General features: G+C 72.2%; 19 protein-coding genes and 1 riboswitch. Of the genes, 7 read left to right on the top strand and 12 right to left on the bottom strand.

Features of this window, described 5'->3' with window-relative positions; translation table 11 throughout:
* Window positions 1–27: 27 nt before the first annotated feature.
* Genes thiE through ACTWNK_RS14570 form a run of 3 tightly spaced genes read right to left on the bottom strand, consistent with a single transcriptional unit; the run spans window position 28 to window position 2245 of the window.
* On the bottom strand, window positions 28–696 hold the full coding sequence (gene thiE, locus ACTWNK_RS14580; RefSeq protein ID WP_474304479.1) for a thiamine phosphate synthase: 669 nt from the start codon (window positions 694–696) through the stop codon (window positions 28–30).
* Window positions 674–1048 (bottom strand): Rv2175c family DNA-binding protein, encoded by a 375-nt coding sequence (locus ACTWNK_RS14575; RefSeq protein WP_474304478.1) that lies wholly within the window; start codon window positions 1046–1048, stop codon window positions 674–676. Before ACTWNK_RS14575 ends, thiE begins: the two co-directional genes overlap by 23 nt.
* A 30-nt stretch (window positions 1049–1078) precedes the next feature.
* Window positions 1079–2245, bottom strand: coding sequence for an NAD(P)/FAD-dependent oxidoreductase (locus tag ACTWNK_RS14570; protein ID WP_474304477.1), 1167 nt, complete (start codon window positions 2243–2245; stop codon window positions 1079–1081).
* Between the two features lie 102 nt (window positions 2246–2347).
* Window positions 2348–2466, top strand: a riboswitch (TPP riboswitch).
* Between ACTWNK_RS14570 and thiO the strand changes: the two genes are divergently transcribed.
* The 4 genes from thiO to pknB all read left to right on the top strand — a co-directional run bounded on the left by thiO (window position 2464) and on the right by pknB (window position 6576).
* On the top strand, window positions 2464–3615 hold the full coding sequence (thiO, locus tag ACTWNK_RS14565; protein ID WP_474304476.1) for a glycine oxidase ThiO: 1152 nt from the start codon (window positions 2464–2466) through the stop codon (window positions 3613–3615). It overlaps the preceding riboswitch by 3 nt.
* Window positions 3612–3812, top strand: coding sequence for a sulfur carrier protein ThiS (gene thiS, locus ACTWNK_RS14560; protein WP_474304475.1), 201 nt, complete (start codon window positions 3612–3614; stop codon window positions 3810–3812). Before thiO ends, thiS begins: the two co-directional genes overlap by 4 nt.
* Window positions 3805–4560: a thiazole synthase gene (locus ACTWNK_RS14555; protein ID WP_474304474.1), complete on the top strand. Its 756-nt coding sequence runs from the start codon at window positions 3805–3807 to the stop codon at window positions 4558–4560. Before thiS ends, ACTWNK_RS14555 begins: the two co-directional genes overlap by 8 nt.
* Window positions 4561–4662: 102 nt before the next feature.
* Window positions 4663–6576: a Stk1 family PASTA domain-containing Ser/Thr kinase gene (pknB, locus tag ACTWNK_RS14550; RefSeq protein ID WP_474304473.1), complete on the top strand. Its 1914-nt coding sequence runs from the start codon at window positions 4663–4665 to the stop codon at window positions 6574–6576.
* 19 nt (window positions 6577–6595) lie between these two features.
* On the opposite strand, the gene alc is transcribed toward pknB, so the two are convergent.
* The 3 genes from alc to ACTWNK_RS14535 are packed head-to-tail and all read right to left on the bottom strand — an operon-like array spanning window position 6596 to window position 10035.
* Complete coding sequence (gene alc / locus ACTWNK_RS14545; protein WP_474304472.1) at window positions 6596–7546, bottom strand: allantoicase; 951 nt, start codon at window positions 7544–7546, stop codon at window positions 6596–6598.
* Between the two features lie 15 nt (window positions 7547–7561).
* Complete coding sequence (allB, locus tag ACTWNK_RS14540; protein WP_474304471.1) at window positions 7562–8854, bottom strand: allantoinase AllB; 1293 nt, start codon at window positions 8852–8854, stop codon at window positions 7562–7564.
* Window positions 8855–8874: 20 nt separating this feature from the next.
* Window positions 8875–10035, bottom strand: a complete 1161-nt coding sequence (locus tag ACTWNK_RS14535; protein ID WP_474304470.1) for a glycerate kinase — start codon at window positions 10033–10035, stop codon at window positions 8875–8877.
* Between the two features lie 260 nt (window positions 10036–10295).
* Here ACTWNK_RS14535 and ACTWNK_RS14530 point away from each other — a divergent pair, with 260 nt between their 5' ends.
* Entirely contained in the window at window positions 10296–11471 is a 1176-nt protein-coding gene (locus ACTWNK_RS14530) for a winged helix DNA-binding domain-containing protein (protein ID WP_474304469.1), read from the top strand.
* A gap of 119 nt (window positions 11472–11590) precedes the next feature.
* Complete coding sequence (locus ACTWNK_RS14525) at window positions 11591–11833, top strand: hypothetical protein (protein ID WP_474304468.1); 243 nt, start codon at window positions 11591–11593, stop codon at window positions 11831–11833.
* Between the two features lie 25 nt (window positions 11834–11858).
* Here ACTWNK_RS14525 and ACTWNK_RS14520 read toward each other — a convergent pair whose 3' ends face one another.
* Genes ACTWNK_RS14520 through uraD form a run of 6 tightly spaced genes read right to left on the bottom strand, consistent with a single transcriptional unit; the run spans window position 11859 to window position 16270 of the window.
* Complete coding sequence (locus ACTWNK_RS14520) at window positions 11859–13238, bottom strand: 8-oxoguanine deaminase (protein ID WP_474304467.1); 1380 nt, start codon at window positions 13236–13238, stop codon at window positions 11859–11861.
* On the bottom strand, window positions 13235–13708 hold the full coding sequence (locus tag ACTWNK_RS14515; RefSeq protein WP_474304466.1) for a (2Fe-2S)-binding protein: 474 nt from the start codon (window positions 13706–13708) through the stop codon (window positions 13235–13237). The genes ACTWNK_RS14520 and ACTWNK_RS14515 overlap by 4 nt, the downstream gene beginning before the upstream one ends.
* The gene (locus ACTWNK_RS14510; RefSeq protein WP_474304465.1) at window positions 13708–14580 is read right to left on the bottom strand and encodes an FAD binding domain-containing protein; all 873 of its coding nucleotides are present in this window, start codon (window positions 14578–14580) and stop codon (window positions 13708–13710) included. Before ACTWNK_RS14510 ends, ACTWNK_RS14515 begins: the two co-directional genes overlap by 1 nt.
* 2 nt (window positions 14581–14582) lie before the next feature.
* Complete coding sequence (gene pucL / locus ACTWNK_RS14505; RefSeq protein ID WP_474304464.1) at window positions 14583–15458, bottom strand: factor-independent urate hydroxylase; 876 nt, start codon at window positions 15456–15458, stop codon at window positions 14583–14585.
* Between the two features lie 6 nt (window positions 15459–15464).
* Entirely contained in the window at window positions 15465–15767 is a 303-nt protein-coding gene (gene uraH / locus ACTWNK_RS14500) for a hydroxyisourate hydrolase (protein WP_474304463.1), read from the bottom strand.
* Window positions 15764–16270, bottom strand: coding sequence for a 2-oxo-4-hydroxy-4-carboxy-5-ureidoimidazoline decarboxylase (gene uraD / locus ACTWNK_RS14495; RefSeq protein WP_474304462.1), 507 nt, complete (start codon window positions 16268–16270; stop codon window positions 15764–15766). Before uraD ends, uraH begins: the two co-directional genes overlap by 4 nt.
* 160 nt (window positions 16271–16430) lie before the next feature.
* On the opposite strand from uraD, the gene ACTWNK_RS14490 reads away from it, so the two are divergent.
* A complete protein-coding gene (locus ACTWNK_RS14490; protein WP_474304461.1) occupies window positions 16431–17270 on the top strand; it encodes a deoxyribonuclease IV in 840 nt (279 codons plus the stop codon).
* Window positions 17271–17592: the final 322 nt, after the last annotated feature.

The raw sequence follows: 17592 nt of genomic DNA, 5'->3' as shown, positions 1-17592 counted from the left end.
CGCACCCGGGGAGAAACGCCGCAGCGTCTACGAGGCCAGTCGCTTGGCGAACTCGGCGGCGGCTGCCCCCGGGTCCTCGGCCTCGGTGATCGCCCGGACGACGACGACCCTGCTCACCCCTGCGGCCAGCACCTCGTCCAGGTTGGCGAGGTCGATGCCGCCGATCCCGAACCAGGGCCGCCCGCCCGCCAGCCCCGCCGCATGCCTGAGCAGCGGGAAGCCGGGAGCGTGCCGTCCTGGTTTGGTGGGAGTCGGCCAGATGGGGCCGCAGCAGTAGTAGTCGACGCCCTCCTGCACGGCCGCCGCCGAGGCCTCGGCGGCGGAATGCGTGGAGCGGCCGATGATCACTTCTTCGCCCAGGATCTCCCGCGCCACGGCCACGGGCAGGTCGTCCTGTCCGAGGTGCAGCACGTCGGGCCTGGCCGCATGGGCGACGTCGGCCCGGTCGTTGACCGCCAGCAGGGCGCCGTGCCGGTCGCAGGCGTCACGGAAGACCTCGAGCAGCGCGAGCTCCTCACGCGCCTCCAGCCCCTTCTCGCGCAACTGGACGATGTCGACGCCGCCCGAGAGCACGGCGTCGAGGAAATCGGCCAGGTCGCCACGCGAGCGGCGGCCGTCGGTGCAGAGGTAGAGCCTGGCATCGGCCAGACGGGTCGCGCGGTCGGCCGAAGGGTCAGAAGCCGAGGACCTGGGCACGTCGCTTGACCTCGGTATGGCGACCCGCCTTGATCGCGTCGATGGGCGCACCCGGGAGCGACTCGTCAGGGGTGAACAGCCACCGAAGCGACTCCGCCTCGTTGAACCCCTGGTCGAGCAGCACGGTGAGGGTGCCTGGCAGGCCCTTGACCACGTCGTCGCCGTCGAGGAAGACCGCGGGAACCTGGGGTCCGCCGCCTCCTCTTCGCACGCCGATCAGCTTGTGGTCCTTGAGCAGTTGTTTGGCCCTGCCGATGGTCAGGCCCATGCGCCGGGCCACTTCGGGGAGCGGGAGCCACTCGCCAACGAGTTCGTCGGTCTCCCGGTCGATCTCTGCAACAGAAAGCGTCACGAATCCACCACTACCACATCGCGTCCTTGCTCAAACAACACAGTCACGTACGGCTACCGCCGGATCGGCCAGCTTGGCGACGTCGAGGCGCTGCCCGCCCTCGATGATCCGCCGTCCCTGGACCAGATCGCGAGGACGGTCCACGGTGAGGATCGCGGCGAGCGTGTCGTCGCCGGTCAGCCAGCAGATCGCCCACTTTCCTCCCGCCGTGGGGTCTCCACGGTGCAGTAACCGGGCTCCGGCGTGGTGGCCAGCGTACTGGACCATGTGGCCGAACTGCTCCGACCAGAAGTAAGGCACCGGATCGTAGACAGCGACGTCGCCGAGCAGGGTGGCCGCCGCGACGTCGGGCGCGCCGAGCGCGGTGTCCCAGTGCTCGACCCGCAGCCGGGCCTGGAACCGGCGCGACCACCACGCGGCGCAATCGCCGACGGCCACCACGTTCGGCAGCGAGGTGCACAGGTGCTCGTCGGTGACGACGCCGTTGTGCAGGTCGATGTCGGACCCGGCCAGCCAGTCGACGGAGGGACGCACGCCGATGCCGCTGACCACGACGTCGGAGGAGATCTTGTCGTCGTCGGTGAGGGTGACACCGCCGGGGTCGACCGAGCCGACCATGGCCGAAAGGCGCAGGTCGATGCCTTCGTACCAGGGCACGAACAGGGCGCCGACCTCGGGGGCGAGCGCGTGGGCCAGCGGGGCGGGCGCGGCCTCGACGACCGTGACCTCGCATCCGGCCCGGTGGGCGGCGGTGGTGACCTCGGCGCCGATCCAGCCGGCCCCGATGACGGTGACCTTGGCGCCGGGCGTCAGGCGCGCCCTGAGCTCCAGGGCGTCGTCGATCGTGCGCAGGACGTACTGGCGGCCTTCGCCGCGCAGCCTGATGGGCTCGGCGCCGGTGGCGATGACCAGGCCGTCGTAGGGTAGTTCGCCCTCGGTGGTCTCCACGACGCCTTCGCGCAGGCCCTTGGCCGCCACGCCCGACCTGAAGTCGACCTCGAGGGCGTCGAGGTCGGAGTCGACGTAGGTGGAGTCGCTCTCGCCCAGCAGGACGGCCTTGGACAAGGGTGGCCGGTCGTATGGCCGGTGCGGCTCCTCGCCGACCAGCGTGACCCTTCCGCCGTAGCCGCGAGCCCTCAGCGCCTCGACGCTTCGCACCCCTGCCAGTCCCGCTCCTACCACCACGACGTGATCCACGCTCTTGACCTTAGGTTGCCCGCGGGGGACAACGCCAATGGCGATTTCGTAAAGAAGGGGCGAATTCGCGCCTTCATCGCGACGCCGTACCCTGGTGGAGGTAGCAAGACGCGCGGGAGCCCGGCCATTTCACACCGGGCTGAGAGGAAGGCTCGGTGGCCTTCGACCGCAATGAACCTGATCCGGGTCATGCCGGCGAAGGGAGCGGAGTTCCCCTGATGAGCGAGCGGACACCAGGCGGCGGCACGGTCGTGGCCGGCGGCGGTGTCGTCGGGCTGAGCATCGCCTGGCGGCTGGCGTGCGAGGGGCGCGACGTCACGGTCGTGGACCCCGCGCCGGGCTCGGGCGCCTCGCACGCCGCCGCCGGCATGCTGGCGCCGGTGAGCGAGGTCACCTACACCGAGCAGCCGCTGCTGCGCCTGGGGCTGGCCGCGCTCGACGCCTGGCCCGGCTTCGCCGCCGAGCTCGCGGCCGACAGCGGGCACGACCTCGACTACCGCACCGACGGGACGCTCGACGTGGCGTTCGCGGCCGACGACCTGACCGCGCTCGACGAGCTCGCCGCGTTCATGGCGGTGCTCGGCCTTCCGGTCTCGCGCCTTTCGGGCCGCGAGTGCCGCCGCCTGGAGCCCATGCTGGCCCCTGCGGTGCGCGGCGGCCTGCTGGCCGAGGGCGACGCGTGGGTCGACCCGCGCCGGGTGAGCGCCGCCCTCCTGGCCGCCCTGCGCGCCCGCCGCGTCCCGCTGCTGCCCGCCCGGGTGCGCGAGCTGCTGCGCGAGGGCGACCGGGTGACAGGGGTACGGCTGGCCGACGGCCGCGACGTGCGCGCCGAGGAGGTGGTCCTGGCCGCGGGCGCCTGGAGCGCCGAGCTGGCCGGACTGCCGGTGCGCCCGGTGAAGGGCCAGATCCTGCGCCTGGGCTCCCCCGCGCCGCTGCTGAGCAGATGTGTGCGCGGCACGGTACACGGCTCCTCGGTCTATCTCGTCCCGAGGAGCGACGGCGAGCTGGTCGTGGGCGCGACGCAGGAGGAGCTCGGCTTCGACACCAGGGTGACGGCCGGAGGCCTGTACGAACTGCTGCGCGACGCCCGCGAGCTGGTGCCTGGCGTCACCGAGCTGGAGCTGCGCGACGCGGTCGCGGGGCTGCGGCCCGGCACGCCGGACAACCTGCCGCTGATCGGCCCGAGCGGCCAGGCCGGTCTCACCCTGGCCACCGGCCACCACCGCGGCGGCGTGCTGCTGGCCCCGCTCACCGCCGAGCTCGTACGGGGACCGGGGCACGAGCTGGCCGCGCACTGCTCCCCCGGACGCTTCGCGGGCGACTCCCCCACCCGCACCGACCATGTGACAGCGGAAAAAGGCAACGGATGAACGTGACGATCAACGGCGACCCGCACGAGGTCGCCGACGGCACGACGGTCGCCCAGGCCGTGCGCAGGCTCACCCCTGCCACCACGGGCGTCGCGGTGGCCGTCAACGACGAGGTGGTCAGCAGGAGCTCGTGGGAGTCCACGACGCTCGCCGACAGCGACAAGGTCGAGGTGCTCACGGCGGTGCAGGGTGGATGAGCTGATCATCGCGGGCGAGAAGTTCGGCTCCAGGCTGATCATGGGTACCGGCGGCGCCCCCTCGCTGGAGGTGCTCGACCAGGCGCTCGTCGCCTCGGGCACCGAGCTGACCACGGTCGCCATGCGCAGGCTCGACCCGTCGGCCAGGGGCTCGGTGCTCGACGTGCTGAGCGCCAGGGGCATCAAGGTGCTGCCCAACACAGCGGGCTGCTTCACCGCCGGCGAGGCCGTGCTGACGGCGAGGCTGGCCCGTGAGGCGCTGGGCACGGCCTGGGTCAAGCTGGAGGTCATCGCCGACGAGCGCACGCTGCTGCCCGACCCGATCGAGACGTTCGACGCGGCCGAGCGGCTGGTCGCCGACGGCTTCGTCGTCCTGCCGTACATCGGGGACGACCCGGCGCTGGCCCGACGCCTGGAGCAGGCGGGATGCGCGGCCGTGATGCCGCTCGGCGCGCCGATCGGCTCGGGGCTCGGCATCCGCAATCCGCACAACATCGAGCTCATCGTCGAGGCGGCGGGCGTGCCCGTGATCCTCGACGCGGGCATCGGCACGGCGAGCGACGCGGCCCTGGCCATGGAGCTCGGCTGCGACGCCGTCCTGCTGGCCACGGCCGTCACCAGGGCGCAGCGGCCGGAGGCGATGGCCGAGGCGATGCGCCTGGCCGTGGTGTCGGGGAGGCTGGCGCGGCAGGCGGGACGCATCCCACGCAGGCGTTACGCCGAGGCGTCCTCGCCGCTGGGCCGCTGAGCATGCCGTTCGCGCTGGTGGGGGCCGGTGTGTGGAACGGCTCGGCATCGGTTTGGGATGCTCAGGCTATGCCGGTGGCAAAACGCCCGTAAACTCAGCCAGGTGGACACGACCATTGCGGACCCCCTCGTCGGGCGGCTTCTCGACGGGCGCTATCGCATCGAGTCCCGGATCGCCCGGGGCGGCATGGCCACGGTCTACCTGGCTCTGGACGTCAGGCTCGATCGCACGGTCGCGCTCAAGGTGATGCACCGTTCGCTGGCCGAGGACCCCTCCTTCGTGCAGAGGTTCATCGGCGAGGCGAAGTCGGTGGCGTCCCTGTCGCACCCCAATGTGGTGCACGTCTTCGACCAGGGCACCGATGGCGACATCGTGTACCTGTCGATGGAGTACGTTCCGGGCAAGACCCTGCGTGAGCTGCTGCAGCAGCGGGGCAGGCTGCCGGCCCGCGAGGCGCTGGAGATCATGATCCCGGTGCTCGCCGCGCTCGGCGCCGCGCACCAGCAGGGCATGGTGCACCGCGACATGAAGCCGGAGAACGTCCTGCTGACCGACGACGGCCGGGTCAAGGTCGTCGACTTCGGCCTGGCCCGTGCGATCGAGGCGAGCAACCAGACGCGCACGGGCGTGATGATCGGCACGATCGGCTACATGTCGCCCGAGCAGGTGACGACCGGCGGCGCCGATGTGCGCAGCGACGTCTACGCCGCGGGCATCATGCTGTTCGAGCTGGTCACCGGCCAGCAGCCCTACCACGGCGAGACGCCGATGTCGGTGGCCTACCGGCACGTGCACGACACGGTGGCGCCGCCTTCCTCGCTGGTGCCCGAGACGCCGCACCTCATCGACTCGCTGGTGGCCCAGGCGACCGCGCGCGACCCGCAGCACCGCCCCGGCGACGCCAGCGCCATGCTGGTGGCCGCGGTCGAGGCGCATCGCCTGCTGCCGCGCGAGAGCACTCCCCCGATGTCGCACTCGATGTCGGGCGCCAGGCCGATGCCGCAGCGCCCCTACGCCAACCACACGCTGGTCCAGCCGCGTTCGGAGGTGCCGACCTCGGTGCCCGTTCCTCCGGCGCCTCCCGCGCGCAGGGGCGGCTGGCGGCCCAACTGGCTGCTGGTCGGGCTCGCCGTCGTCATGGTGGGCGCGATGGTGGCCACCGGCTGGTGGTTCTCCCAGGGCAAGTACGTCCCCGTGCCCGACCTGCTGGGCAAGAACGTCCAGATGGCCAGTCAGGAGGCCCGTGCCAAGGGCTTCAAGGTGACGCTGGCCGAGGGCAGGCACGACGAGAAGGTCGGCAAGGACCTCGTGCTCGGCATGGACCCGCCCGGCGGCACCGAGGTCGAGGGCGGCGCGACGCTCACGCTGGTGCCCTCGCTCGGCGCCAAGCGGGTCGCGGTGCCCAATGTGGCGGGCCTGACCCGCGACGAGGCCGCCTCGAAGTTCGCCGAGGCCGGGCTGCGGCTCGACGACGTGTCCAAGATCCAAAACCTCACCGTCCCACGCGACCGCGTCGTACGCACCAAGCCGGGCATCGGCGACCAGGTCAGGGAGGGCACGAAGGTCGACATCGTGCTCAGCGCCGGCCTGCTCATGTCCGACCTGACCGGCATGCCCAAGGACGACGTGGCCAGGCTGCTGCAGGAGCAGGGCTTCCAGGTCCAGATCGACGAGGTCGACGACGACGCCGAGCCGTGCACGGTCATCGCCCAGGACCCCAAGGCCAAGGCCGAGGTCGACAAGGGCGTGCTGGTCAGGGTGACGGTGGCGCGCTGCAACGACTGGCGCTCGTGGTGGGACCGGCTCAACGACACCGAGGCCGACGACCAGCAGACCTTCCAGATCATCCCGAATGTGATGTTCAAGAATGTCAACGACGCCCGCAACGAGCTGCGCAACCTGGGCTACCGGGTGAAGGTCAAGCAGATCCTGGGCGGCAGCGGCCGGGTCAGGCTCCAGCAGCCGATCGGCGGCACCGAACGCCCTGCGGGCAGCCAGGTCGTGCTCTGGCACTGAGACCGCCGAGGAGCCGGGGTCAGGCCAGGAAGCCGTGCAGGCGGACCCTGGCCAGGCCGCCGTCGGGGAAGATGTTCACCCTGACCTGGCTGACGACCGGGCCCTGCTCCTGCAGCCGGAACCGGTGGTTGGTGTCGGGCCGCAGCGCCGTCCTGCCCAGCAGCGGGATCCACGTCTCGCCGTCGAAGCCTTCGAGCGAGGCCGCGCCGGGCGCATTGAAGATCAGGTTCGTGGTGTCGATCTCGGCCAGCCTGACCACGCCGGGCCCGGCCAGCCTGATGATCAGCCAGTCGTTGCCGTCGTCGCGCCGCCTGGCCGTCTCCCAGCCCTCCGCCTGGTGCCGGGACAGGCCGGGCGCGATGACATTGTTCGGCGAGGAGTAGAACTCGTCCGAGCACGAGGTGACGAGCGCGCCGTGCTCAAGGGCGGCCAGGTCGAGGGTGAGCCCGTCGTAGAGCTTGAGGTCGGGCACCACCTCGCCGTGCACGCGCAGCCTGGCGATGCCGCCGTCGGGATACATGTTCAGCCGCACGTGGGTGTAGCGGCGCTCGTCCGCGACCTCGAAGAAGTGCTCGGCGTCGCCGCCCAGCGGGCTCTTGGCCACGATCGGCGTCCAGTCGGCCCGCTCCAGCTCCCCCGGCTCCGGATAGCCCTCGACCGACGCCGCCTCCACCGAGGCGTGCGGCGGGTAGTTGCCCTTGAACCAGGCCGTGTCGACGACCACACCGCGTACGACGCCGGGCAGGCCGAGGCGGATCAGCGCCCAGTCGTGGCCCGGCCCCCTGCGCCTGCGGGTCTCCCAGCCGTCGTACACCTGCCCCTTGTTGCCGAACGTGTGCGCCTGGAAGGCCGGTCTGCCGGGACGGATCAGGGCCTCACGCTCGGCGAAGGACTCGTCGTTCGCGGCGATGACCGAGCCGCCCAGCGAACGCAGGGCCAGGTCGGGAAGCCGGGTGAAGTCACTGCTCATACTGGTGTGCCTCTCTCAGACGAAACGGCCCGCCGGGTCGCCGCCGACGGGGCGGCCACGCAGCCAGGTGGTGGTCACGACGCCCTTGAGCGTGCGGCCGTGGTACGGCGTGACCGGGTTCTTGTGCCGGAGTTCGCCCGCCCGCACGACCAGGCCGGCATCGGCGTCGAAGGCGACCAGGTCGGCGTCGTACCCGGCCCTGAGCGCGCCCTTGCCCGCGATGGCGGCCAGCGCGGCCGGGCCTTCGGCCATCCAGCGCACGACGTCGGCCAGGCCGTGCCCCCTGCGCTCGGCCTCGGTCCACACCGCGGGCAGCCCGACCTGCAGCGAGGCGATGCCGCCCCACGCGGCGGCGAAGTCGGGCACCTTGAGGTCGGCCGTCGAGGGCGAGTGGTCGGACACGACGCACTGCAGCGCGCCCCTGGCCAGGCCCTCCCACAGCCGGTCGCGATTGGCCTGCGACCTGATCGGGGGGCAGCACTTGTAGGAGGTGTCGCCTTCGGGCACCTGCTCGGCGGCCAGCGTGAGGTAGTGCGGGCAGGTCTCGGCCGTGACGCGCACGCCCGCCGCACGCGCGGCCTCGATCGGCTCCAGGCACTCGGCGCTGGAGACGTGCAGGATGTGGACGCGGGCGCCGGTCTCGGCCGCCAGGGCCAGCACCCTTCGCACCGCCGCGCTCTCGGCCGTGCCCGGCCTGGAGTCGAGGAAGTCGGCGTAGGAGGGGCCCTGCGGCTCGCTCAGCAGGGCGGGGTCCTCGGCGTGCACGATCATGAGGCCGTCGAAGGAGGCGACCTCGGCCAGCGCCCGCCGTACCTCGTGCTCTGTCAGGTGGGGGAACTCCTCGACGCCTGACGGGGACAGGAAGCACTTGAAGCCGCGTACGCCCGCTTCGTGCAGGGGGCGGAACGCGGCGGTGTTGCCGGGGATCGCGCCGCCCCAGAACGCCACGTCCACATGGCACTGGCCGTGTGCCGCCTCCTGCTTGACGCGCAGGGCCTCGACGCTGACCGTGGGCGGCAGCGAGTTGAGCGGCATGTCGGCGATCGTCGTCACGCCGCCCGCCGCCGCCGCCCTCGTCGCGCTGGCGAAGCCCTCCCAGTGTGTGCGGCCCGGCTCGTTGACGTGCACGTGCGTGTCGACCAGGCCGGGCAGCAACGCCACGTCGCCGAGGTCGTGCCGCTCACGTGCGGGCAGGTCGGCGTCGTAGGCGTGCACGCCCGTGATGACACCGTCGCGTACGGCCACCGCGGCGGCGCGCTCGCCGTCGGGCGTGACGGCTCGGCGTGAGCGGACGACCAGGTCGTACATGGGTGAGGCCTTTCTCCGGGTCAGAGGTGGTCGGCGGCCACGCGTGCGGACAGCCGTCGCAGCAGCGGACCCGCCTGCGCCACGCAGAGGTCGACGTCGGGTTCGAGGTCGGTCAGCGCGTAGGCGGCCTCGATGCCCGCCGCCTTGAGCTCGTCGCCGGTCAGCGAGGTACGCCCGCACACCGCGACGACCGGCACGCCCGCCCTGGCCGCGGCCTCGGCGACGCCCATGGGCGCCTTGCCGCGCAACGACTGCGCGTCCAGCGAGCCCTCACCGGTGATCACCAGGCGTGCGCCCTTGACCTGGGCGGGGAAGTCGAGCAGGTCGAGCAGGTAGTCGATGCCGGGCCTGACCTCCGCCCGCAGGAAGGCCAGCGCGGCGAACCCCACGCCTCCGGCGGCGCCCGCGCCCTCCTGCCCGGCCACACCCATCGGTCGGACGACGTCGTCGTGCTCGATGGCGCCGACCAGGCCGTGGGTGTGCGCGGCGACGGCGGCGAACCTGGCCAGCGCGCCCTCCAGCACCTTGACCTGCTCGGCCGATGCGCCCTTCTGCGGGCCGTACACGGCGGCGGCGCCGTTCGGGCCGAGCAGCGGGTTGTCGACGTCGCAGGCCACCACGAACTCCACGCCCGACAGATCGGGCAGGCCGTGGGTGTCGATGCGCTCCAGGCGGCGCAGTTCGGCGCCTCCCCTGCCGAGTTCGCCGTCCTCGGAGTCGAGGAACCTGACGCCGAGCGCCTGCAGCAGTCCGGCGCCGCCGTCGGTGCAGGCGCTGCCGCCCAGGCCGAGCACGACGCGGCGGGCGCCCTCGCGCAGGGCGTGTCCGATGAGTTCGCCGGTGCCGTAGCTGGTGGCGGTGAGCGGGGCCAGGCCGTCCGGCAGTCTGCGCAGGCCGGACGCCTCGGCCAGTTCGATCACGGCCGTGGCGTCCCTGCGGGCGTAGGAGGCCGCGACGGGCTCACCGGTCGGGCCGCTCACCTCCAGGGTGACGCGGGCGAACCCGCAGGCGACGGCCGCCTCGACGGTGCCGTCGCCGCCGTCGGCCACCGGCAGCGAGACACTGGGCACGCCCAGCCCCTCGGCGATCGCCGCGCAGACCTCGGCCGCCGTCAGCGACCCCTTGAACTTGTCCGGCGCGATCAGGACGTGCTCAACCACTACATGCTCCCGCGAAGTCATGGACAATGGGCGGACACGCCGTTCTGCCCGGTGCGAGCGGGTAGGACGGCGTGCCGGCAGTGACCCATCATCACACCTGCGCTCCACCGGCCTGACGACCGCTCCAGTACACACAGCCGGGCGCACGGGGCGCCAGGGGCGATAGCTCCCAAGCTCGTGCCCGCATTCCCGCCTCCGCTTGTGCATTGGTCCAAGCCGGACTGTCGGCGGGCACCGCTACGCTCCGTGCTTCGGGGTGGCGACAGGTCGAGGGGGCACGGATGCGCGAGATCACGACGCGGGAGCGGAGGGCCAGGCTGGGGTCGCGCCACGCGCTGGCCGCCGGGGCGAGGGCCGGGAGCGTCGAGGCGGCGGCCGAATCCGTCGTCGTCCTGCACGGCACCGATCCGGCGAGCGTGTTCCTGTCCGTCGCCGCCAGGACGCGTGCGGGCGGGCACGAGGCCGTCGAGACGGCGCTCTACACCGACAGGACGCTCGTGCGGATGACGGGCATGCGGCGCACGGTCTATGTCGTGCCGTCGGCGCTGGCCCCCGTCGTGCAGCACTCCAGCACCGCGGCCATCGCGGTCAGGGAGCGCAGGCAGCTGCTCAAGCTGCTGGCCGAGGCCGGAGGCTGGGACGCCGCCTGGCTGGCCGAGGCCGAGCGCGCCGTGCTCGACGTGCTCGGCTCCCGGATCGACGCCACCGCGGCCGAGCTGAGCGCCGAGATCCCCCGCCTGCGCGAGCAGGTGACGGTCGCGCCGGGCAAGCCGTACGAAGCACGGCAGGCGATCGGGACCAGGGTGCTGTACGTCCTGGCGGCCGAGGGCCTCATCCGGCGCTCCGGCCGGCCGAGCGGCTCCTGGATCAGCGGGCAGCACCGCTGGGCCGCGTCGCCGCCCTTCGCGCCGATGCCGGTGGCCGAGGCGCAGGCCGAGCTGGTGCGGGCCTGGCTGGCCGCGTTCGGGCCCGGGACCGAGGACGACGTGCGCTGGTGGACCGGATGGCCGCTGGGCGAGGTTAGGCGGGCGCTGGCTGCGGTCTCGGCCGAGGAGGTGGCGATCGCCGGCGCGCAGGGCGAGAGGGTCAGGGGGCTCGTGCTGCCCGGGGACGTGGAGGAGGCCGATGAGGCCGGGCCGTGGGCCGCGCTGCTGCCCGCGCTCGATCCGACGACGATGGGATGGCGCCATCGCGACTGGTATCTTCCGCCTTCGCACCGCGAGCGGCTGTTCGACCGCAACGGCAATGCCGGGCCCACCGTGTGGTGGGACGGCGCGGTGGTCGGCGGGTGGGCCCAGCGCGCCGACGGCGAGATCGTGGTGCGGCTCCTGCAGGACGTGGGGGCCGAGGCGCGGGACGCGGTGCGCCTGGAGGCCGATCGCCTGACGCGCTGGCTGTCCGGCGTCCGGGTGACCCCGCGCATCCGTACCCCGCTGGAGCGCGAGCTGACCGTATAGGCGTCCCCGATCACCTCGTCGGAGCCCGATCACCTCATCGGAGGGAGTCTGCCCCCGCCCGCCCGCGAGAGCGTTGCCTCGGCGACCCAGCGCCTCGGCACGAAGGAAAGGCGGCACTCATGTCGGACACGCACCGGATGCACTGCCACGACTGCGGGGCCACGCAGAACCACCACGACGTGTCGATCGCCGACGTGACGGGCGGCGGCTACCGGCTGCTGCCCGGCCTGAGCGAGATGTTCCGCACCCTCGCCCCGGCCAAGGACGGCTCCGGCCACGACTACTACCGCTGCGACGTGTGCGCCCACATCCGCAGCCGCAGCCGCGCCTGCCTGACCGACGGCTGCACGGCCGCACGCTGACCGCCGCACGGCCGCACGCCGAACGTCAGGAGTGCACCTCCTTGGCGACGGTGAACCCCTGCTCGTCGGCCAGCTTGAGCAACCGCCGATGCGCGGCCGCGCCCGCCCGGCCGCTCTCCTCCTGCGACACCGTGACCAGCACGTCGTCCGACACGACCGTCTCGCCGCCGACCAGCAACCTGGCCAGCGGGAGCGGCCTGGCCGAGAACACCAGGGCGCAGACCGGATCGGTGACGGCCGAGGCGTGCGGCCCGTCCACGCGCCACAGGGCGATGTCGGCCAGCTTGCCGACCTCCAGCGAGCCGAGCTCGTCCTGGCGCCCGAGGTTGCGTGCGCCGCCCAGCGTGCCGATCTCCAGGGCCTGCCTGGCGGTGAGCGCGGCCGGGCCGTACGCGGCGCGCTGGAAGAGCAGCGCCTGGCGCATCTCGCCCGCCAGCGTGGTCAGCTCGGAGGAGGCGGCGCCGTCGACGCCGAGCCCGACGTTCGCCCCTCGCCTGAGCATCTCCGACACCCTGGCGATGCCGGCCCCGAGCCTGGCGTTGGAGCTCGGGCAGTGCGCAGACCCGGTGCCGGTGGCGGCGAAGGCGTCGATGTCGGCGTCACTGAGGTGTACGGCATGCGCGAACCACACGTCCGGCCCGAGCCAGCCGAGCTCGGCCATGTAGTCGACCGGCCGCATCCCCACCTGCTCCAGCAGGTGCTCCTCCTCATCCAGCGTCTCGGCCAGATGGGTGTGCAGGCGCACGCCCTTGGCCCTGGCCAGCGCGGCGGCGTCCACCATGAGCTCGGCGCTCACCGAGAACGGCGAGCACGGCCCGACGGCCACCCGCAGCCTGGAGTCGAAGGACGGGTCGTGGTAGCGGTCGATCGCGGCGGCGCTCTCGGCCAGGATCTCCTCGTGCGACTCGACCACGACGTCGGGCGGCAGCCCGCCCTGGGAGCGCCCCCTGTCCATGGAGCCGCGCACGGGATGGAACCTGATCCCGAGGTCGCGCGCCGCCTCGACCCCGGCGGCGAACAGATCGCCCCTGCCCTTGGGGAAGAGGTAGTGATGGTCGGAGGACGTGGTGCAGCCCGACAGCGCGAGGTAGCCGAGCCCGGCGGCGGCGGCCCCCTTGACCACCTCGGCGTCCATGGCCGCCCACACCTGGTAGAGGGCGACCAGCCACTCGAACAGGGTGGCGTCCTGCGCCAGGCCCTGCGAGGCCCACTGGTAGAGGTGGTGGTGGGTGTTGACCAGTCCGGGCGTGGCCAGCATGCCGGAGCCGTCGATCCGCTCCTCGCCGGGCGCGTGCGGAGCGGGGCCCGCGCCGATCGCCGTGATCCTGCCGTCGCCGATCCGCAGGTGGCCGGAGGGGATCTCCGGGCCGGACACGGGTGCGATGTACACGTTCTCGATGATCATCGAGCGGCGGCCTTCCGCTCGGCGGCCAGCCGTACGGCGTCGAGGATCTTCTCGTAGCCGGTGCAGCGGCACAGGTTGCCCGCGAGCGCCTCGCGGATCTGCGCGTCCGAGGGGTCGGGCACCCGTTCGAGCAGGTCGTGCGCCTGGACGAGCAGGCCGGGCGTGCAGAAGCCGCACTGCACGGCGCCGCACTCGACGAACGCCTCCTGCACGGCGTCGAGCCGGTCGCCTTCGGCCAGGCCCTCGACCGTGCGTACCTCGCGGCCTTCGACCTGACCGGCCGCGACCAGGCAGGCGCACACGGGCAGGCCGTCGAGGTAGACCGTGCACGAGCCGCATTCGCCCTGCTCGCAGGCGTTCTTCGAGCCGGGCAGGCCGACGCGCTCGCGCAGGACGTAGAGCAGGCTCTCGCCCGCCCAGACGTCGTCGACGGCCTCCTGGCGGCCGTTGACGGTGAAGTTGACCCGCATCAGCCGGTCCTCCTGTCGAAGTGTCCCGAGCGGTGCTCGTTCCAGGCCCAGGTGAGGGTGCGCCTGGCCATGACGCCGACGGCGTGCCTGCGGTAGTCGGCCGTGCCGCGCACGTCGTCGATCGGCGAGGCGGCAGCGGCGGCCAGTTCGCCGAACCGACGCAGCACGGCCGGGTCGAGGCGGGCCTCCCAGTCCAGCTCGCGGGCCAGGAACTCCTCGGCCTCGAGCGCACGGCGCGGCGTCGGGGCGGCCGAGCCGATGCCCGTGCCCACCCTGCGCTCGGCCGGGTGCAGGGCGACGGCGAACGAGCACACCGCGATGACCATGGCGTTGCGCGTGCCGACCTTGGAGAAGTACTGCGGGCCGCTCGCCGCCTTCATGCGGAAGGCCCTGATCAGCTCGTCCGGCCGTAGCGCACTGCGTTTGACGCCGAGGTAGTACTCCGACGCCGGGATCAGCCGTACCCCTCGCTCGCGCGACTCGACCTCGACGACCGCGTCACCGGCCAGCAGCGGCGGGTGCGCGTCACCGGCGGGCGAGGCCGCGCCCAGGTTGCCGCCGACCGAGCCCCGGTTGCGGATCTGCGGCGAGCCCACCGTCCGCGAGGCCTGCGCGAGACCGGGCAGCTCCCGCCCGAGCTCGGCGATGATCCGCACGTACGGCACGCCGGACCCGACCCGGATCAGGTCGCCCTGGCGCTCCCACTCGCGCAGCTCGGCGACCTGATTGAGGTCGAGCAGCGCCTTGGGCCTGTGCACATCGAAGTTGATCTCGACCATGACGTCGGTGCCGCCCTGGATGGGCACCGCCTCGGGCAGGTCCGCCTTGGCGGCCAGCGCCTCCGCCCACGTGGTGGGCCGCAGGAATTGCATCGTCACTCCCAGGCGAAGGCGGCGTCGGGCGCGTTCTCCCGCAGGAGCGCGCCTTCGATCAGACCGTAGGGCCGGTCGGCCGCGTGGTAGACCTCGTTGTCGTTGTCCAGGCCGAACGGCGACAGGTCCACGAGGAAGTGGTGTTTGTTGGGCATCGCGAACCGCACCTCGCAGACCTCCTCGCGGGCGGCCAGCACCCGCTCGCCCATCGCGTAGAGCGTCTGCTGCAACGACAGGCTGTGGGTGCCGGCGAACGCCTCCAGCAGGCAGCGCCGCACCTCACTGTAGGACTCGGCGTAGTCGCAGGCGTCCGCGACGTGCCGCCACTGCGCGGAAACGGCGGTGGCGAGTATGCGATCGGTGGTGGGCCGCAGCGTGGTGTACTCGTCGACGACGAAGCCGTGGAACTCCGAGCCGGTCGAGTTGAGCACGACGAGGTCCTTCAGGCCGGAGACCACACTGCTGCGGCCGTCGCGGTCGTGGTGCACGACGCAGGTGCGGACCTCGCCGCCGTCGCGGACGAAGGAGTGCCGTTGCGGCCCCTCGACCGGGATGCGTCCCCAGGTGTACTCCTCGATCTGGACGCGGGCGTGGTGCACCGACGGCTGGGTGTCGACGTAGTGCCTGGCCAGCAGGAGGGCGAAGTCCTCGATCTGGTCGACGCCGTGTTTCCTGGCGAAGGCGTAGGCGGTGTTCTTCTGCGTGTCGGTGGGCAGCACGCTGGCGTTGGAGCCGGTCAGGTGCACGTCGTCCATGTCGCCCGACAGGGCGGAGGAGACGTTGATGTCCTTGATGTGGTGGATCGCGCCATCCCTGACGACACGGACGACCCTCGTCTCCGCCTTGCCGTATCGGTTTGGCCCGAGAATGACGGACATGTGCGATTAGCTCCCTCGATAGGTGGAGTACGCGAACGGGCTGAGCAGCAACGGCACGTGGTGATGCTCGGCCGGGTCACGCACGGTGAAGGTGATGACGACCTCCGGATAGAACGTCTCGCGCAGGTACGCGCCGGTGTCGAACACGACCCGGTGCACACCGGCCTGCGGATTCCAGCCCTTGATCCGCCCATCGTCGTCGGTGCGCCCCGCTCCCACCAGGGCCCCTTCCGCACTCTCCAGGCGTACGGCCAGGCCCACCGCCGGACGGCCGGTCACGGCGTCGAGGACGTGCGTGGAGAAGCTCACGCGCCCACCAGCCTCTCCAGGCGCAACCGGGTGATCTTGGCGAGCTCCTCGCGCACGACCAGGCGCTCGGCCTCCTCCTCACCGGCCAGGCGCTCGCGCAACCTGGCCAGCATGACCTCGCCGGGCAGGCCGCTGGCACAGATCAGGTAGACGTGCCCGAACCTGGCCTCGTACGCCCTGTTGCCCTCGGCCAGCGCCGCACGCAGGTCCTCACGCACCCCGGCCTGCTCCTGGCGCGACCACGACGCCTCGCGCCCGTCGCCCGCAGGCCGTTCGCCGATCCGGGGATGGGCGCGCAACGCCGCCAGCACCTCGGGCCAGTCCAGCGCCAGTACGGCGGCGACGGCCGCGTCGGCCAACCGGCCGGGGTCACGGTAGGGGCGCTGGGCGGTCACGGTCGCCGCGAAGGCGCCGCTGGCACAGCAGGTGAGCAGCTCGGCCTCGGCCGCGTCGGCGGCGAGCGCGTTGAAGCCGGCCAGTCCTGACTGAGTCGCGTTCGGCATGCCATGAGTACACACATCGTTGGCATCCCCGGTCCAGCCTCCAGAACTCCGAACCGGGCCCGGCCTTGCCCAGGTGTTTTCGTGTCATGCTCCAACACCTGACGCCCGGGGACGACGGAGCGTGAGCGCGTGCCGCACCGGACGTAGACTGGCACGCATCATGACCCCAACATCCCTGATCGGCGGACACGTGTCCGTCACCGGCGGCCTGGCGACGGGCGGCCTGAAGTACGCCGCCGAGATCGGCGCCGAAGTCGTCCAGGTGTTCGTCACCAATCCGCGCGGCTGGGCGCTGACCGAGGGCAAGCCCGCCGAGGACGCCATGATGGCCGAGTCCGGTATGCCGGCCTACATTCACACGCCCTATCTGGTGAACTTCGGCTCACCCAATCCCGAGACGCTGGCCCACTCGATCGCGATCGTGCGGCACACGCTGCGGCGCGGTGTCGACTGCGGTGCGCTCGGCGTGGTGGTGCACACGGGATCGGCGGTGAGCCAGCCCCGCGACGACGCCATGCGCCAGTTGCACGAGCACCTGCTGCCCCTGCTGGAGGAGATCCCCGAAGGCGGGCCCGACCTGCTGCTCGAACCAATGGCCGGGCAGGGCGCCATGCTGTGCGCCACGGTCCAGGACCTGGAGCCCTATCTGGCCGCCCTCGACTGGCATCCGAGGGCCAACGTCTGCCTCGACACCTGCCACGCCTTCGCCGCCGGGCACGACCTGGCCGCCGAAGGCGGGGTGAAGGAGACGTTCGACGCCCTGCACGCCATCGCGCCCGGCCGTCTCAAGCTGATCCACGCCAACGACTCCAAGGACGCGTGCGGCGCCAAGAAGGACCGCCACGAGAACATCGGAGCCGGCCAGATCGGCGCCCGGCCGTTCGCCGACATGATGCGCCACCCCGCCGTCGCCGGAGTGCCGATCTGCATCGAGACCCCCGGCAAGGCCGAAGGCCACCGCAGGGACATCGACCTGCTCAAGTCACTGCGCGACGCCTAGCCGAAAGCAGTCACGCAGAGTGAGCATGAAGGGTGATCATGAAGGGTGAGCATGGAAGGTGAGCGTGGAGGGTGCCCGCACTCGCGATCCGGCCGCCCCCGTGAGGCCGGATCCCGGTCCAGCCAACGGCCATAGCGGGCACCCCTCCACTCATCAGGCCGTCGCGGGCCCCCACCCCCCGGTCAGGGGCCCGACGGCCGCGGCGACCCCGTGGGGATCGCCGGTGAATCCGCGCATCAGGCCTGTGTGAGAGTCCCCCCCGATGCCGCGGTGTGGCTCGATGCGGAAACACTACGGTCGCGATCTTGAGCGTGAAACCCCG

The sequence above is a fragment of the Nonomuraea sp. IBHARD001 genome, from assembly GCF_056106265.1.
This window is presented reverse-complemented; position numbering and strand designations above follow the sequence as displayed.

Bases quoted from the DNA above. Each gene is read 5' to 3' on its own strand.
- thiO (WP_474304476.1), top strand. From the start codon at position 2,464: ATGAGCGAGCGGACACCAGGCGGCGGCACGGTCGTGGCCGGCGGCGGT.
- thiS (WP_474304475.1), top strand. From the start codon at position 3,612: ATGAACGTGACGATCAACGGCGACCCGCACGAGGTCGCCGACGGCACG.
- alc (WP_474304472.1), bottom strand. From the start codon at position 7,546: ATGAGCAGTGACTTCACCCGGCTTCCCGACCTGGCCCTGCGTTCGCTG.
- allB (WP_474304471.1), bottom strand. From the start codon at position 8,854: ATGTACGACCTGGTCGTCCGCTCACGCCGAGCCGTCACGCCCGACGGC.
- ACTWNK_RS14535 (WP_474304470.1), bottom strand. From the start codon at position 10,035: ATGACTTCGCGGGAGCATGTAGTGGTTGAGCACGTCCTGATCGCGCCG.
- ACTWNK_RS14530 (WP_474304469.1), top strand. From the start codon at position 10,296: ATGCGCGAGATCACGACGCGGGAGCGGAGGGCCAGGCTGGGGTCGCGC.
- ACTWNK_RS14525 (WP_474304468.1), top strand. From the start codon at position 11,591: ATGTCGGACACGCACCGGATGCACTGCCACGACTGCGGGGCCACGCAG.
- ACTWNK_RS14520 (WP_474304467.1), bottom strand. From the start codon at position 13,238: ATGATCATCGAGAACGTGTACATCGCACCCGTGTCCGGCCCGGAGATC.
- ACTWNK_RS14515 (WP_474304466.1), bottom strand. From the start codon at position 13,708: ATGCGGGTCAACTTCACCGTCAACGGCCGCCAGGAGGCCGTCGACGAC.
- ACTWNK_RS14510 (WP_474304465.1), bottom strand. From the start codon at position 14,580: ATGCAATTCCTGCGGCCCACCACGTGGGCGGAGGCGCTGGCCGCCAAG.
- pucL (WP_474304464.1), bottom strand. From the start codon at position 15,458: ATGTCCGTCATTCTCGGGCCAAACCGATACGGCAAGGCGGAGACGAGG.
- uraD (WP_474304462.1), bottom strand. From the start codon at position 16,270: ATGCCGAACGCGACTCAGTCAGGACTGGCCGGCTTCAACGCGCTCGCC.
- ACTWNK_RS14490 (WP_474304461.1), top strand. From the start codon at position 16,431: ATGACCCCAACATCCCTGATCGGCGGACACGTGTCCGTCACCGGCGGC.